The organism is Pseudidiomarina terrestris (assembly GCF_030466405.1).
GTDB classification, from domain to species: domain Bacteria; phylum Pseudomonadota; class Gammaproteobacteria; order Enterobacterales; family Alteromonadaceae; genus Pseudidiomarina; species Pseudidiomarina terrestris.
In genome coordinates, this window is record NZ_JAGGJF010000001.1 from 166,753 (window position 1) to 181,727 (window position 14,975).

Sequence of the window (14,975 nt, forward strand, 5' to 3'; positions counted from 1 at the left end):
CAAGGAAGGGCTGCCCTCCCTTATCATTTATCAGTTTTTATTGTTGGTAATTGGTAACCCAGTTTGGTACTCATTCTTTCCCGGAAGGCATCACTTCCATAAGCAGACTGCTTTATTTGCGCACGCCTGATCTCACCTCTAAGAGCATCAAAAACGGCGCTCGTGACATCGGTCTGGTTGACCAGGTTTCGATAGACTTTCTGGCACTCTTGTAAATTCCGGCCCATTCGAAGGAAAGAGAAGTGCGGAACGATGAATGAAGACTGCAGTCCCTCAGCATTGTGACGATAAGATCCCCAGTGCCATTGCCTTGGATGTGCGACCAGCCCAGCCTTTACCGGATTGAGTTCAATATAGCGGTAGATAGTTAGCGCGTAGTCGTCATCATCTACTAAGGCTGAAAAATAGCGCTTTTCGTAAAGGGTCCCAGTGCGCTTATACTTGTTGTTGTAAAACCTAGTGTAAGCGCCACTTATGCACATCATCATCCGGCCTGTGGTTTTGCGTTCTGCCGGCGTCACCAGTAGGTGAATGTGATTCGGCATAAACATCCAGGCGTGCACAGCAATACCATATTTATCGGAGTACTTAATCAGCAATCCCGCAAACCGCTGGTAGTCTTCGGTCTCACGAAAAATGAGCTGGCGATTGTTCCCACGCTGAGTGATATGCAGTGCGACCCCAGGTACATCATTCCTTCTATCGTTAGGCATAACAACCTCCTTGTTGTTTGGAGGTTAATTATAGCAGCAAGGGCAGCCCTCGCTGCTTGAGCAGAAACCAAAAAGGAAGGGCAGCCCTCCCTTTTCAAAATCTCTTTAAAACGGAAGGGCTGCCCTTTCTGGAGTTTAAAGCGAGTCGTTCGGAGCGATGATTTGAAGGCGCTCGTGGGCGCCATCGATATCCACGACTACGCGTTGCAACTGCCACTCCCCTGTATCTCTAATCGCATAAGCAAAAACTGTACCTTCCCCCTTGGGCCCAGAGATACTGTACTGTAGCTCCGCGTTGCCGCCAGGCCCACTGATGTTTACGTTACCGAGTACTAGAAAGCCGGGTTCAATTGGCTCACCAAGCAGCACTTGAACCGCCGCATGCTTAGAAACAGCGGCGAGCGACAAGTCATAGGCTTCGCCTTTCACCAGCGACATCACGAAATAGACGAACAAAACAAAAACCGCCATGAGGGCCGCAGCGATCCCCAATCCAATAATCAGCCACTTAATATCTCTTTTCACGGGTCACCTTTTACTCATAGATAAATATTATTTGACTCACCACTGGCTCACCGTTGACTCATCGCTGACTCACCGATGAGTCATTATTAAGTCTTGTTGAACTCCGTCGTGACTCATCCATGAGCCATAAACGATTCAAACATGAGCTACATGTAACTCATGCATGCACCACCTCAGCTTCACTTAAGCTCACTGATGACTCATCTACGACTCACATTCAAATCGCTACAGTGTAAATACATTCTCGCAGTATATCCCGATCAGGAACGCAGTAGCACTTATATAAAAAAGGGCTGCCCTTGCTCCTGATGACATCCTTAAATCGTTAGGGCTGCCCTTCCTTTTCCAGGCGCGGCAAAATGAAAGGGCTGCCCTTTCTTGGTTTTGCGGTGCATCCAACACGGCGCATCAAACGTACTATACTCTGAAGCATAACTACAATAAGGAGCACATATGAGTACGCCAGAACAACTGGGGCGGCAGCTGCAGCAGATAGCCCTGGGCAACCGGGAGGCATTCCAACAGCTGTATCTCGCCACATCCGACAAACTGTTTTCCGTCAGCCTGCACATCCTGCGCCGCGAAGACTGGGCAGAAGAAGCCCTGCAGGACGCCTTCATCAAAGTCTGGCACAGCGCCAGCGACTACTCAGTTCAGCGCGGCAGCGTCATGAACTGGCTAATCAGCATGGTGCGCTATCGCTCCATCGATATGCTCCGCAGTAAGGGTAACCAAACCCTCGGCAGCGACGCATTACCTGATCTCCCCAGCAGCGAAGATGACCACCTGGACATAAAGTTGAGCAATAGCGAAAACGCCGAACAACTCGAACGCTGCCTCGACGAACTGCAACCCAGCACACGGCAAAGCATTCAGCTCGCCTTTATCTACGGCCTCAGCCATCACGAAGTTAGTGCTTACTTAAGCGAGGCACTAGGAACAGTCAAAAGCTGGATCCGCCGCGGTCTGGACAGCCTGAAGGGGTGCTTACAACGATGAACTATCAATCGACCGAACGCCAACACCAACTCGCCGCCCGTTATGTACTGGGCAGCATGCGCGGCCAGGCACGCGCTAAATTCCAGCGCCTGCTCATGGAGTATCCAAAACTCAGAGACGAAGTCACCTTCTGGGAGCAACATCTGAATGAGCTCGCGGCCCAACTGCCGGACAAGTCCGCTCCGAAAAGCGCCTGGGAGGCCATCGAACGCCGCCTTGGCTGGCGCAGACAGCAAGTCACATCAAACAGAGGGTGGCGCTGGTTGACCGCAACACTGGCGGCAATTCTGGTCGTGGTCACGTTAAGTCAGACCTTGCTCGCCCCCATGCCAGGCGTCCCCCAGGCTGAGCGTATCGCTGTTATCCAAAATAGCGATGCCCGCACCTTGTGGCTGCTCGAACAACGTGAACAAGTGCTCGACGTCGCCGCCGTAGGCGCTATCGACCCGCTCGCCAACGAGGATTACGAGCTCTGGATGCTTCCTGAAGGAGGGGCACCCCCGATTAGTTTAGGCCTGTTACCGCAACAAGGAACACGAACGCTGAACGTACCGGCAAATGTCGATCTGCAAAACATCGCAGCCCTGGCCGTCAGTCGTGAACCACTCGGCGGTTCACCGCTCGCAGTGCCCAGTGGCCCTGTGCTTTTCACAACTGACTTTGTAGTAGTTTCAAAGACTTAAAGTAACACTGGCTATTTTTTCATCTTTTTTTGCATCTAAGTCATCCTCGCAATCGTAGTTAGTTATGCAAGACAACCTAACAACAACGATTGCGAGGAACTACAATGAACAACATTAACAGAAACACTAGCCGCGGCGCGACCGCGAAAAAAAGCTGTGTGGCACTAGCTGTCACCACTCTCTTACTCGGCGGTGCAGCGCAAGCATCGAGTCACCGCGAAGCGCCGAACATCACCCGCTTCCCCACTGTCGATTCGACCGATTTTTATCTTTTCAATAGCTACGAGACCGGTCGCGAAGGCTACATCACTGCGATTGCCAACTACGTGCCATTGCAAGATGCCTATGGTGGTCCGAACTATTTCGCAATGGATCCGGCAGCAGTCTATGCCATCCATATCGATGCTGACGGCGATGCCGTCGAAGACTACACCTTCGAATTTCGCTTCCAGCAAGATCAACCGAACGGCGGCGTAAAACTGACCGTCGGCCCTGAGGGCGACACCCGCGAAGTCAGCGTGCCGCTCAAGCACATCGGCGGCGTCAGCGCCGGCGATAACAGCGCACTGAACTTCCGTGAAACCTATCAGGTTGAACTGGTCAGCGGTCCGCAAGATTCAGGTAGTCGCAGTGCCGTCAACGGTGCCAGCGGTGAAATGGAGTTCGTCAAACCTTACGCCTATGTCGGCGACAAGACCTTTGGCAACCCCAGTGCCTATCAGGACTACGCGGATCAGTACGTGTACGACATCAATATTCCGAACTGTTCCAGCCCTGGTCGCGTGTTTGTCGGTCAACGTAAAGACCCCTTCACCGTTAACCTTGGCGAAACCTTTGACCTGGTCAACTACGTTCCAGTCGAAGGCGATAGCGCGCCGGGCGCAGGCGACGGCGGCGGCTTCCCAGGTGGTATCACCCAGGACACCGCTAACGATGATCTGGCCGATAAAAACGTCAACACCATTGCCTTAGAACTGCCCACTGATTGTGTCACTGCATCAGGTAACGGTGTCATTGGTGCCTGGACCACAGCAAGTTTGCCACAAGCGCGTATCCTTAATCCGGAAGCCGACTTAGCCAAGCCTGAAGTCAACGGCGGTGCATTAGTGCAGGTTTCACGTTTAGGTTCACCGCTGGTGAACGAATTGGTGATTGGCCTTGATGCCAAGGATACCTTCAGCGGAGCCGCGCCAAGCGCAGACGGTCAGTTTGCTGACTTTGTCACTCACCCTACCTTGCCAGTGATTCTGGATCTGCTGTTCCGTGATGCCGTGAATGCGACATTAGGCACCAATTTTGAAACCATCGCGCCGACCAACTATCCGCGTGAAGACCTGGTTGCAGCTTTCTTAACCGGCTTTCCAGGGGTCAACCAGCAGGCCACAGTAACGCCTTCTGAAATGTTACGCCTGAACACCGCCATCCCGGCGACACCGGCGATGTTGCAGTCTCCGTACGGCGTTGCCGGCGATGATTTAGCAGGCTTCCCGAATGGTCGTCGCCCGGGTGACGATGTGGTTGATATCGCCTTGCGTGTGGTCATGGGTGCCCTGTGTCACGACATCCCCGTGAACGGTACGCCAACGAATCTGGGCTACTGCGCACCGGAAGATGCCAACGTCGGCTTTGCACCCTTTACCGATGGCGCGCCGATTGACGCTAGCTTTGTCGACAGCAGCTTCCCGTATCTGATCACGCCAATTTCTGGTTCAGCAGAATAAGGAGAGATCGTCATGAATTTACGTACAAGTTTGACCACCTTGCTGGTCGTAACCGCTGCACTGGCTCTTGCCGGCTGCAACAACGAAGTTAAGCGCGCGGAGACGCCGCCACCTCCTCCTACGGGCGGGGGTGACGACAGCACCTCATTTCGCATCTTAGTACGCGATGCTTACGCGCAAGAATCGACCGCGGCACCGATCACGGTGAACGACAAGGATATCGACTTTGATGTCCTCGATACCGCGGAGTTTGATGACCTTATCGCTTCGGGGACGATCAATGGACGCGACTAACCCGCAGCGCGCTGACGGCACCCGCCGCAGTGGGGCGCTGCGCTCGCTGGCACTGGCTATGCTGGTGCTGGGGAGTTTAGCAACCGCTGCGGCGAGTGCCGCGCCAACGGTTTCCAGGGATAGCTTCACCACGGACGGTGAAGCTAATTTGCTGGCCGAGGCTGATGCCCTGCAGTACGGACATCGTTTCGCCGATGCCCTGGAACTGCTGGCGATACTTCTCGAGCGTGACCCTGCACATGTACAAGCACGACTGATGCAGGCGCGCATTCATTTAGCACAAGGCAGTTTAATGGCTGCCCAACAAAGCTGCCAGGAGCTCCTGGGGCAGACGGATATGACCATCACCGCGACTTGCTTACTGGAAGTTGCCGGCCGTCTTAAGCCTGAGCGTTTGCCGGACACCTATCAGCAACTGCAGCGCCTTTATCTGCAACAACCGGCGACTGTCGCAGTACGGCACTGGCAACAGCAGATCCTTGCCGAACAAGCCTTCGAACTGGGCCAGTACCAGGCCGCGATTGACTGGTTCGGGACGCGCAATTTTGCCGCGCAACCGGTGGTAAACCAGAAACTCATTATCGACGCCTGGCTCTTATTACAAGAACCCCGGCAGGTTTTGTCGCATTACTCAGCCTGCCCGCGGGTGGGACAGTTGCCCGAAGATAGCGTGATTGTGCGCCTGGCGCATGCTGAGCGCCTGGCGGCTGCGGAGGCTGCTGATGTTGCGGACTCGGCTGCTGGCTCGGCTGCTGGCTCGGCTGCCGCGGACCAAGAGCAGCAAGTGCGTCGCTGCTGGCGTCAGCTGGCCTCGGAACGCATGCAAGTCCGCATTGCCCGTGATGATGCACTGCACACCTCCGATATTGCCTATTACTTTCTTTATGTCGACGTCAACGCCACGCAAGCGTTGCACTACGCCGAACTTAACTTTGCAGTCGCGGAAGAGCCCGCTGACCAGCGTCTACTCGATGCTGCCCGCACGCTCACCGGAACTCGCGCACAAAACTAAGGAACTGTTATGCGTCACTCTACCTTTATCGATTCAGTTTTGCTGGTATTGAAGTCACTGCGCAATAAGGCTCTCGTTGTGATACCTCTGGTTGCCATGCCACTTGCTGCGCAGGCCCATGATTTCAGTACCAGCTTCTTAAACTTAGAGCCCGCTGCCAACGCCTCAAAGCTACAGTGGCAATGGCGCTTTACCGAACACGACCTGGAGGTCCTGCTCGGCACCTCGGAGCCCACCGCAGCGTTGCCAGCTTTACCGCAATGGCTGACCCTTGGCAGCTCTTGCAAACTCGAGCCTGTTGCAGAGTTTGAGCAAGGCGTATTCGCCGGCGAGCGCACCATCACCTTCCGCGGCACCGCACCCTGCGCCTACAGCCCGGACCTGCAAGTCACCGCGCACCTCATCCACCACCGCCTCCCCGACCACAAAATCCTCCGCTAACCCCAAGCAAGGGCAGCCCTTACATTTTAGGAGTGTCTACGGAAGCAAGGGCAGCCCTTGCTCCTGAGGTGGTCTTTACAATATAAGGGCTGCCCTCCCTGATTTCCGTGAATTGTTAGTGCTCAGATTGCGCAACCTCTGGTAAGCTAGGCGAGCACAACTTAAGGAAGCACCATGAACTCACTAATAACACTAGCCTTTTTAGCTTTAAGCACGGGCGAATCTCCCGTACAGGAACCGACAGTAACAGAGGAACAGCAGAGTGATTATGTGACCTCAAGCTTTGAACGAGCACAAGACGTTGGCGTCTCAAAGTGCCTTGAAACCGTGAAATCGCTTTCCGGCGTCCTGGTTGATGAGCATGCGCACGGCTCGCACGACATGTGGAGCACCGACGCTCCTGACGAACGAGTATTCGACTCGGTGATTGTCAAAGGTTACAGCGACACCGACAGCCACATTTCAATGACCGTGGTACCTCGCGATGGCGCTTGCGACTGGCGTTATACAGAAACCTATGTGGTCGAAAAAGCCTGTACCGTTATCCGCGACGATTGGTTTGGTGAATTCGGCTACCTTGGTGCGTTGAACGAAACCTCACTCGCTCTGAGCAGCGAAGAAAACGTCAACATCTACCTCACCCCGGTAGTCCAAGGCAAGATGTGCCTGGTCAGCAAGCGCGAAACCTACATCGCGGAAAACTAAGTCTCCTCTCTTTGTAATTCTCAGGAGGGGCAGCCCTCCCTCCTGAAAAGCCTCAAAACTGGAAGGGCAGCCCTTGCTTCCGAAGGCACCTCGAGACAGGAAGGGCTGCCCTCCCTTGAGGTTTGTTATAGTGCTGGAACTTTTCCCCGGTAGATGTATCTTAATTACCACTAAACCAAAACAACCAGGTGGAAGCTATGAAATGTCCAGTATGTGCTGACGAGAACTTAATGATGACCGAGCGACAAGGTGTCGAGATTGACTATTGTCCGAAATGTCGGGGCGTTTGGCTCGATCGCGGCGAGCTCGACAAAATCATCGAGCGTACCCAACCTGAAGCACCGCAAGCGCGGCCAGCTCCTGAGCCCCGCGAACCACGGCATGTACAACAGCCTCATTATCAAAATCCAAACGACAGCTATGGCTATAAAAAGCGCAAAAAGAAAAGCCTTCTGGGTGAGCTCTTCGACTTTTAACTTTGCCCTGATTCTGCGGAAAGGAGTCATCTTTGAAGCGACCCGGCGCCAGACCAGGCGCCGGGGGCGCACAACCATGCAAGGCGACCGGCGTGAGCCCGCACTTTGACCCTAGGAGGCAAACGTTTATAACCTCGTCGCCCGCTATAAAAAATCTAGCCTGCGAGCAACTGATGCCCCACCATACCAACAACGAAACCGATAACCGCACCCAACGGCGGCGTCCAGTGTCGACGCATCGTCGATTCGGGTGCGATGTCCTGAAAGATAAGGTACAAAATGCCCCCGGACGCAGCCGCCATAATAACCGCGGTGGTCTGTAAAAAATCACCCAGCCAATAATAGCCGGCGAGCGCTGCTATAGGACCGACGAAGGACACCAGGAAAAAGCCAACAAGACGGCGCCTGGCGGATACCTTAGAATCCTCCAGTTCACGGAACGCATTAAATCCCTCCGGAAAATTCTGCAAGCCAATAAATAGCGCCAGCAACATCCCAAAGCTCGGATTCACAGCAAACATTGCCCCAAGACTTAATGCTTCAGGGACGAAGTCGAGCAACATCGCCAGCAACTGAGAAGCGCGACTCATCTTCTTCGCCAACCACTCGTCGATGATACAAAACGTCACGCCTCCACCGATAAACGCCGCGGCCACTGACCAAACAGAAAGATATTTATTCGCCTCGGGCAAAAGCGCATACATGACCGCAGCCAGCAAGATACCGCCACCAGCAGCTACCACGCCATGCACAAAACGCTGCTTAAATAACGTCCCGGCGCGGCCCTCCCATTTCGCCAGCACCGCGCCAACAAAAGCCGCAAGCCCAGCGAGCCACGTGACGAACAACATTTTTAATACCATCCAAACCTCCAGTATTAGAAGAAAGGGCAGCCCTAGCTTTTCAAAGCGCCGTTAAATCATAAGGGCAGCCCTTCCTCCCAGTGGCACCTTCAAATTGTAAGGGCTGCCCTTTCTGTTGGCGGTCTCGCCGAAATGCCGTACGATAAGCAAAAGACTTACATCATAATAGGTTAATGTCGCATGAAATGCTTCCGAGGGGTGCGCACGGCCATGAAGACTGCAGCGGTAGTTTTCGGTATCTGCTGTGCCGTGCTGGTTGCGACCTTGCCGGCGCAAGCTGTTTTAGCCGCAACGGTTAAAATGAGTAAGTCTAAAATCTGCCACGACTGGCGCAGCCCCTACTACGAGCGCATAAAAAGATTCACTAGCTACCCATCACTTGACGCTTGCCTTGCTGATGGAGGCCGCTTGCCCAAGACTAACCGCGGCAATAAACCAGACGAAGCGAACCGTGGATACTCCCGTAGCGCATACATCCATTGGACTGACGCCGACCGGGACTGTTTGAACACGCGGCATGAGCTATTAACCGAGCTATCAACCATTAAAGTGAGCACTACTCCAGATGGTTGCCGTGTGCTGCGTGGCCGTTGGAATGACCCGTATTCGGGAGAAATTATCTTCGATTCGAAAGACATCGATATCGACCACCTCGTGCCTCTGGCCTGGGCCTGGCACCATGGCGCTGCCAATTGGCCTGCCCAACGACGGAAAGAGTTCGCCAATGACCCTGTCAACCTGTTCGCAGTAAAACTCGAACTTAACCGCAGCAAAGGCGCTCACAGCCCGCTGGAATGGCTGCCGCCCAACCAGAAGTTCCATTGCCAGTACGTAACCCGCTATTTACGGGTGATGCTGATCTACGACTTCACCAGCAATTCACGCGACGAGATCCGCCAACTGCGCGATAAGATTTGCGACTAGCCCCTCGTGCTCGCCTCCTTTAGCTCGCCCAAAGCAGCAAAGTTATCCACAGAGGGCAGCCCTTTCTCCTGATAGCACCCTGATCCACAAAGGGCTGCCCTTTCTTATATCTTTGCGGGTATAGTTGAATTCGTGCGCACAGCCGCTAACTTTATAAGGAAGCCCGAAAAAAAGGAGTGAGCATGGCCAAGCAAGCGAAAATTTATCGTATGGTGATGGACAAGCACATCTGTCCGTTTGGCATGAAATCGAAAGATTTACTCGAGCGCGAAGGTTATGAGGTGGAAGACCATCACCTGACCACGCGCGAAGAAACCGAAGCGTTTATGGACAAGCATGACGTCGATACCACACCGCAAACCTTTATCGACGGCGAGCGTATTGGCGGCTACGAAGAACTCCGCGACTATTTCGGCAAAACCAAACCTGAAGACAAGTTTGCCGCCGCATATCGGCCGGTCATTGCCATCTTTGGTCTGGCTCTATTGATGGCCCTCGCGGTGACCTGGAGCATGGGCACTGCGCTTTGGTCCATCCCCACCGCCGAGCGCTTTGTGGCCTTTAGCATGGCCTTGCTGGCGCTGCAAAAGTTGCAGGACGTTGAAGCTTTTACAAATCAGTTTCTCGGTTACGACCTGCTTTCCCAGCGCTGGGTGCGCTACGCCTACATCTACCCGTTTGCGGAGGCTTACGCCGGTATCGGCATGCTGGCCGGCATCTGGGGCTGGCTGGTCGGCCCGGTGGCTATCGTTATCGGTGTTGCCGGCAGTATTTCGGTCATCAAAGCCGTGTACATTGATAAACGCGAACTCAAATGTGCCTGCGTCGGCGGTAACAGTGATGTTCCACTCGGCTTTATCTCACTAACCGAGAACGTCATGATGTTCATCGCCGGCCTGTGGATGATCATCCATGCCTCGGTTTAGTTCGCTCTAACCCAACTTACCCACAAAGGGCAGCCCTTTCTGCTGGCATCAAAACAAGTTATCCACAAAGGGCAGCCCTTTCTGCTGGCGTCAGAAGCTGCGGAAGTTATCCACAGAGGGCAGCCCTTCCTTCTTAAAGTGCCTTTACAATGTAAGGGCTGCCCTTTCTTGGCGGGGGGCAAACGAAACTACAACCCAAACGGATAAGTATCTGGCATACGACTGGCATCGCCCTGCAGGTCGAGCGCGTGCAAAGCCTGGGTTTCAGCAAAAAAGATAAAGTGATCGTAACGTTCAGGAATCAGCGTCGGCACATAGTTACCGTAACGCTCATGCTTGGGGTGATAGACCACACCCACAGCACGATGCGGAATAGCGCGTTGCAAGTCGGCAACATCAGGCAAATCTGCTGAGGCAATATAGAACTGATCGCCAGCCTCATAGCACAAGTCTTCCCAGCTGCCGCTGCGCGCTTCCGGCAGCTTCATCTCCTGCGCGCGTGAGCCCCAGGAACTGCCTGCCATAACGCTGCCGCGATAGCCGCCAAACCCTACCAGCGCCACCTCATCACGACCGTATTCGTTTCGCCCCAGCTCGCCGAGATTAAACAATCCGGCAGATTTCATATCGGTATAGGAGGCATCGCCAATATGAGTGTTGTGCGCCCAGACAATGCCCTTAGCGTCGGCACCATGAAACTCCATCAGCCGGTTCAGGGTGTCCATCATGTGGCGATCCCGCAGATTCCAGGTCGAGTCACCCGAGTCGCCAGACCCACCCGACGCCATCACCCGGTAATAGCGCTCGGCATTGTTGCTCACCAGCGCGTTTTGCTCGGTGCTAAAGGCATGTTCACGGTCGGAGTTGTAGGTCGGCACCTTGCGCCGGATCTCCTGCAGCATCTTGGTCACCTCGGCGCTACAGCCCTCCGGCACCAGCCGGGTCGACAGCGCATAACTTTGCCCGTCCTGATCGCGGTAAGGCTCAAAGCAACGCACGGCCTCCTGCGCTGTTGCTAATGCCGCAGGGTCTTCGCGCGCCAGATAGTCCATGATGGCGTCCAGCGACTCCCACAGACTGTACACATCCAGCCCATAAAAGCCTTTGCGCTGGTCCTGCGCCAGCTGCTGATTAAACTCGCGCAGCCACTGCGACCATTCGTGCACCTCCCAGTTGGCCCACATCCAGGAAGGCCAGCGGGAAAACTCTTGCAGCGCATCGCTGGTTTTAGCAATAGCATCATCGTAGCCTTTCACATGCCGGTTCAGCTCATAGCAGGCCGGCCAGTCGCCCTCAACAGCAACAAAATCAAAGTCATACTCCTCAAGCAGAACTTTTGAAATCGAAGCACGCCATTTATAGTATTCATGGGTGCCGTGCGATGCCTCGCCGAGCATCACCAGCCGCTTGTCTTTGACGGACTCCAGCAATGGCCGCAGATGCGCAATGCTGGCAAAGTCGCGTTTATGTGTCGCTAAACTATCAATCACTCTGTCGCTCATAGCATACCCTCCTTCAGCTCGAGGACGAACTCGAAGACTAACTCGACGACTCCGCCTGCCCGGTCATCGGCACAAAACGCACCGGCATCAGCAACTGCTCGGTAAACTCATCCTCGCTGACCCGCTCAATCAGCTGCAATTGCTGCTGCAAACGCCCGACCGGAGCCAGCAGTTTGCCGCCGATTTTCAGCTGTTGTTTTAGAGTTTCGGGGATCTTGGGCGGCGCGGCGGTGAGCTCAATCGCATCAAACGGCGCCTCCTCCGGCCAGCCGTCATAGCCGTCGCCAAAGCGCGCGCTGATGTTATCGCTATCGATTTTGGCGAGATTTTTCTGCGCCAGATCGGCCAGCCATTTTATGATTTCAATGGAATACACTTCATCGGCAAGCTGACCAAGAACCGCGGCGTTGTAGCCACAGCCGGTACCAATCTCCAGCACCCTATCATCTTCGCTCAGCCCCAGCGCCTGCGCCATGTAGGCAACAATGTAGGGCTGACTGATGGTCTGCTCTTTACCAATAGGCAGCGGGCTGTCGGCATAGGTGTGATGCTGCAAATCCTCCGGCACGAACAAGGATCGGTCGACGGCCCGCATGGCGTCTAAAACCCGCTCATCGTGAATATCCCTGCCCTTCAAATGACGCTCAATCATCCGCTCTTTGCTATCCATAACCTGTACTCCTTCGTTGCTTACCAACAACTATAGTAAGGGATAGCGGAGAGGGCCAAATGCGCGCGGCACTCCCAGGCCAGCTACGGGCTACCCCGCGCTCACGCCGATTTCCATCGCGATGCGCTGATCATCATCCCCAACGTCGACTGCCTCAGGCGCCAGCAGGCGCACGCGCTCTGCAGCAACACCGGCCGCGTCTTGCGGACTCACTAAAGCCTGATACACCGCCTGCGCGCGGGCGTTGCCAATGACTTTCAGCTCGGCCTCTGTGACATTTTGGGCGTCAATAATTTGCTCGGCCAGATAGTTCCGGTACGCCAGCGCGTCGAACTGAGCTTCGCCGCCGGGCGATTCTGGCTCCGCGGTAAAGTAATCGATGAGCTCAGCCAGCGGCGTGTCCGAATAGTACGACTGGAACATCGCCTCGACCAGGTCCTGGTTCGCCTCTGCGGTCAAGCTCGGCTCTGCCGCAGCGCGCTCAGCCTCAGCCAGCCGCAGCTGCAGCTCTTCAACAGCTTTTTCTTTTTGCAACAGCGGCGCATCGAAGTCACGACTGTAGGGACCGGCCAGCTCCAGTACCAACTGCGGTCGCTGATTCAGCGCCTCACGCAACTTATTCACGCGTTGTTGCTGCGGCGGCAGCAGATCCATGCGTCCGGCGGCAAACTCGACCCGGCCCAGATCATCACTCTCAAAGCCAACCAGACTGGCGAGGAAACTAAAGGGCGCAGTCACCACCGAGGTGATAGCATTGCCGATCGCCTGGCGGATGATTTTGCTGAAATCAAACTGCGGATTGCCCACATCTCCCGTCACAGGCAAGGTGAGGTCAATCACGCCATTACTGTCCTGCAGCAGTGCAATCGCCAGATTCAACGGCAGATCCATGGCATCGCTCGAGGCCATTTTCTCGCCCAGTTTGAGATCGTGCAGCACCAGATTGTTCTCACCTTCAAGCTGGCTGTCGTCGATGCTGTAGTCCAGATCAAGGTCCATGGTGCCACCAGCGATCTTACGCCCGGCAAAATTGACCGTATAAGGGGAATATTCAGGCACCTGAAGATTACGAAAACGCAGCTGCACATTGGTCTCACGCATAGGATCCCATGCATTGACCGCGCCATCGACAGTCACCAGACCGTACTCGGCAACCTCGCCTTCAAGGTTTACCCGCGCAGGCTCCGCTGAAGTCGAACTCAAGGTCGTGAGCTCGCCGTTGAGCGCATGAATACGGGTTGAAAACGGCAATGGCAGCGAGTTATCGGCAAATTGCAGGCCACCGTCGTTGAGCTTGATGCCCTCGATAACAATAGCAAAGGGCGCCGCGCTCTCACCTTCAGCCGACGCATCGGCCGTAGCATCGGCCGTAGCATCAGCCGCAGCATCAGAGCTATCACTTGCCTGCGCGTCGCCGTTCACCAGCTGCCCAAAATTGGTCGTTTGGTCAGCGTAAATCACGACTTTACCGGATAGCCCGTCCACGGTAATGGATTCGGTTTTCAGCTGCTGATCGTTGAGGCTTACCGAGAACTGCGGGGTTTGCACACTCTGCCAGCCAATCAGCGCTTCGCCGTTGGCGCCATTTTTGATATCCAGATCATCAATGCCAGCCGAGCCCTGCAGGGCAAAAGGTTGCTGCGCATCGGTCTGCAGTTGACCATCAACGGTCAAGGTGCCGCTTTCCAGCTGCACATTCATCACCTGTCGCAGATACGGCTCAGCCTGCTTCAGTGCCAGATCACGAATACTCGCGCTGGAGTCAAATGCCAAAGTAGGCAGCAGTTGCAGGGTGCCGTCCAGCGCCAGTTGACCACCCGCCTGGAGCTGACCGTTAAAGCTCACCGGGAAACTCTGCCCTTCCTCCAGACTAAAATCGCTCAGCGACAGGCCGATTTGCTCCAGGGTGAGCGCAGCTTGTGCCGAGGAACTCGCATCTGCCGTAGCCTCACGCAGATGATCGGTAAAACGCACGCTGCCGTTGTTGATCTGCAGCGAGCTGATTTGCAGGGCCGGCAGCACCGCTGGCTCTTCGGTTGCCGGGGTTTGCTCAGAGGCTGAGGTAGACGAGACTTGCGCAGCCAGACGCGACCAGCGGGTCTCGCCGGAAACAAAGCGCTCTTCCTGAATCACCGGAGCGTCGAGCTGGATAGTTGTGAAGGTCCAGGCCCGATGAGTAATGCTCGACCAGGACATATCAACGAACAGTTGCTCCCAGCCCAGCAGCTGCTCGCTGTCGGTATCATGCAGCGCAACACCGCTCAGACGCACCGTCAGGGTGTAGGGATTGGTTTGCACAGAGGCAATGCTAAGTTCGCGGTCGTAGTCTTCGGTTACGGTTTTTTCAGCAAAGTACTGAATCATCCACGGCGCGCCAAAAAAGCCCAGCAAGGTGTAAAGCACCACCAGCAGTACCAGCCAGAATCTTATCCGCCGGGGCGAGGCCCATTTTGTCCGCAGATAACAACCCAAACGGTGCAGTGAACCGCCCTCCATACGTCAGTCTCCTTTAAAATGAGTC

Annotated in this window: 16 protein-coding genes; 10 read left to right on the forward strand and 6 right to left on the reverse strand. The window is 54.9% G+C overall.

Annotated features, from left to right (window positions below):
• Nucleotides 1-23: 23 nt before the first annotated feature.
• Entirely contained in the window at nucleotides 24-713 is a 690-nt protein-coding gene (locus tag J6J34_RS00725; protein ID WP_301719724.1) for a transposase, read from the reverse strand.
• A gap of 135 nt (nucleotides 714-848) precedes the next feature.
• Nucleotides 849-1,238, reverse strand: a complete 390-nt coding sequence (locus tag J6J34_RS00730) for a cytochrome c oxidase assembly factor Coa1 family protein (protein ID WP_301719723.1) — start codon at nucleotides 1,236-1,238, stop codon at nucleotides 849-851.
• A 453-nt stretch (nucleotides 1,239-1,691) separates the two neighbouring features.
• Here J6J34_RS00730 and J6J34_RS00735 point away from each other — a divergent pair, with 453 nt between their 5' ends.
• From J6J34_RS00735 to J6J34_RS00770, 8 genes are all read left to right on the forward strand, one after another.
• Nucleotides 1,692-2,237 carry a sigma-70 family RNA polymerase sigma factor gene (locus J6J34_RS00735; RefSeq protein WP_301719722.1) on the forward strand — a complete coding sequence of 182 codons (546 nt, stop codon included), beginning with the start codon at nucleotides 1,692-1,694 and terminating at the stop codon, nucleotides 2,235-2,237.
• Complete coding sequence (locus J6J34_RS00740) at nucleotides 2,234-2,920, forward strand: anti-sigma factor (RefSeq protein WP_301774506.1); 687 nt, start codon at nucleotides 2,234-2,236, stop codon at nucleotides 2,918-2,920. The genes J6J34_RS00735 and J6J34_RS00740 overlap by 4 nt, the downstream gene beginning before the upstream one ends.
• A gap of 104 nt (nucleotides 2,921-3,024) precedes the next feature.
• Nucleotides 3,025-4,641 (forward strand): DUF4331 domain-containing protein, encoded by a 1,617-nt coding sequence (locus J6J34_RS00745; protein WP_301774505.1) that lies wholly within the window; start codon nucleotides 3,025-3,027, stop codon nucleotides 4,639-4,641.
• Nucleotides 4,642-4,653: 12 nt separating this feature from the next.
• On the forward strand, nucleotides 4,654-4,935 hold the full coding sequence (locus tag J6J34_RS00750; RefSeq protein ID WP_301835914.1) for a hypothetical protein: 282 nt from the start codon (nucleotides 4,654-4,656) through the stop codon (nucleotides 4,933-4,935).
• Complete coding sequence (locus J6J34_RS00755) at nucleotides 4,922-5,947, forward strand: tetratricopeptide repeat protein (RefSeq protein ID WP_301898307.1); 1,026 nt, start codon at nucleotides 4,922-4,924, stop codon at nucleotides 5,945-5,947. Before J6J34_RS00750 ends, J6J34_RS00755 begins: the two co-directional genes overlap by 14 nt.
• A 9-nt stretch (nucleotides 5,948-5,956) precedes the next feature.
• A complete protein-coding gene (locus J6J34_RS00760; protein WP_301719717.1) occupies nucleotides 5,957-6,388 on the forward strand; it encodes a hypothetical protein in 432 nt (143 codons plus the stop codon).
• Nucleotides 6,389-6,562: 174 nt separating this feature from the next.
• Entirely contained in the window at nucleotides 6,563-7,093 is a 531-nt protein-coding gene (locus J6J34_RS00765; protein WP_301774503.1) for a hypothetical protein, read from the forward strand.
• 197 nt (nucleotides 7,094-7,290) lie between these two features.
• Nucleotides 7,291-7,569, forward strand: coding sequence for a TFIIB-type zinc ribbon-containing protein (locus J6J34_RS00770; RefSeq protein ID WP_301719716.1), 279 nt, complete (start codon nucleotides 7,291-7,293; stop codon nucleotides 7,567-7,569).
• 155 nt (nucleotides 7,570-7,724) lie between these two features.
• On the opposite strand, the gene J6J34_RS00775 is transcribed toward J6J34_RS00770, so the two are convergent.
• A complete protein-coding gene (locus tag J6J34_RS00775) occupies nucleotides 7,725-8,420 on the reverse strand; it encodes a ZIP family metal transporter (RefSeq protein ID WP_301774502.1) in 696 nt (231 codons plus the stop codon).
• Nucleotides 8,421-8,612: 192 nt separating this feature from the next.
• Between J6J34_RS00775 and J6J34_RS00780 the strand changes: the two genes are divergently transcribed.
• Both J6J34_RS00780 and J6J34_RS00785 read left to right on the forward strand, forming a co-directional pair.
• On the forward strand, nucleotides 8,613-9,356 hold the full coding sequence (locus J6J34_RS00780) for an HNH endonuclease family protein (RefSeq protein WP_301719714.1): 744 nt from the start codon (nucleotides 8,613-8,615) through the stop codon (nucleotides 9,354-9,356).
• Between the two features lie 182 nt (nucleotides 9,357-9,538).
• Complete coding sequence (locus tag J6J34_RS00785) at nucleotides 9,539-10,282, forward strand: MauE/DoxX family redox-associated membrane protein (RefSeq protein WP_301898308.1); 744 nt, start codon at nucleotides 9,539-9,541, stop codon at nucleotides 10,280-10,282.
• Nucleotides 10,283-10,470: 188 nt separating this feature from the next.
• Here J6J34_RS00785 and J6J34_RS00790 read toward each other — a convergent pair whose 3' ends face one another.
• The 3 genes from J6J34_RS00790 to J6J34_RS00800 all read right to left on the reverse strand — a co-directional run bounded on the left by J6J34_RS00790 (nucleotide 10,471) and on the right by J6J34_RS00800 (nucleotide 14,950).
• Entirely contained in the window at nucleotides 10,471-11,784 is a 1,314-nt protein-coding gene (locus J6J34_RS00790) for an erythromycin esterase family protein (protein ID WP_301898309.1), read from the reverse strand.
• 37 nt (nucleotides 11,785-11,821) lie between these two features.
• The gene (locus J6J34_RS00795; protein ID WP_301898310.1) at nucleotides 11,822-12,454 is read right to left on the reverse strand and encodes a protein-L-isoaspartate(D-aspartate) O-methyltransferase; all 633 of its coding nucleotides are present in this window, start codon (nucleotides 12,452-12,454) and stop codon (nucleotides 11,822-11,824) included.
• Between the two features lie 90 nt (nucleotides 12,455-12,544).
• Nucleotides 12,545-14,950: a DUF748 domain-containing protein gene (locus J6J34_RS00800; RefSeq protein ID WP_301898311.1), complete on the reverse strand. Its 2,406-nt coding sequence runs from the start codon at nucleotides 14,948-14,950 to the stop codon at nucleotides 12,545-12,547.
• Nucleotides 14,951-14,975 lie beyond the last annotated feature (25 nt).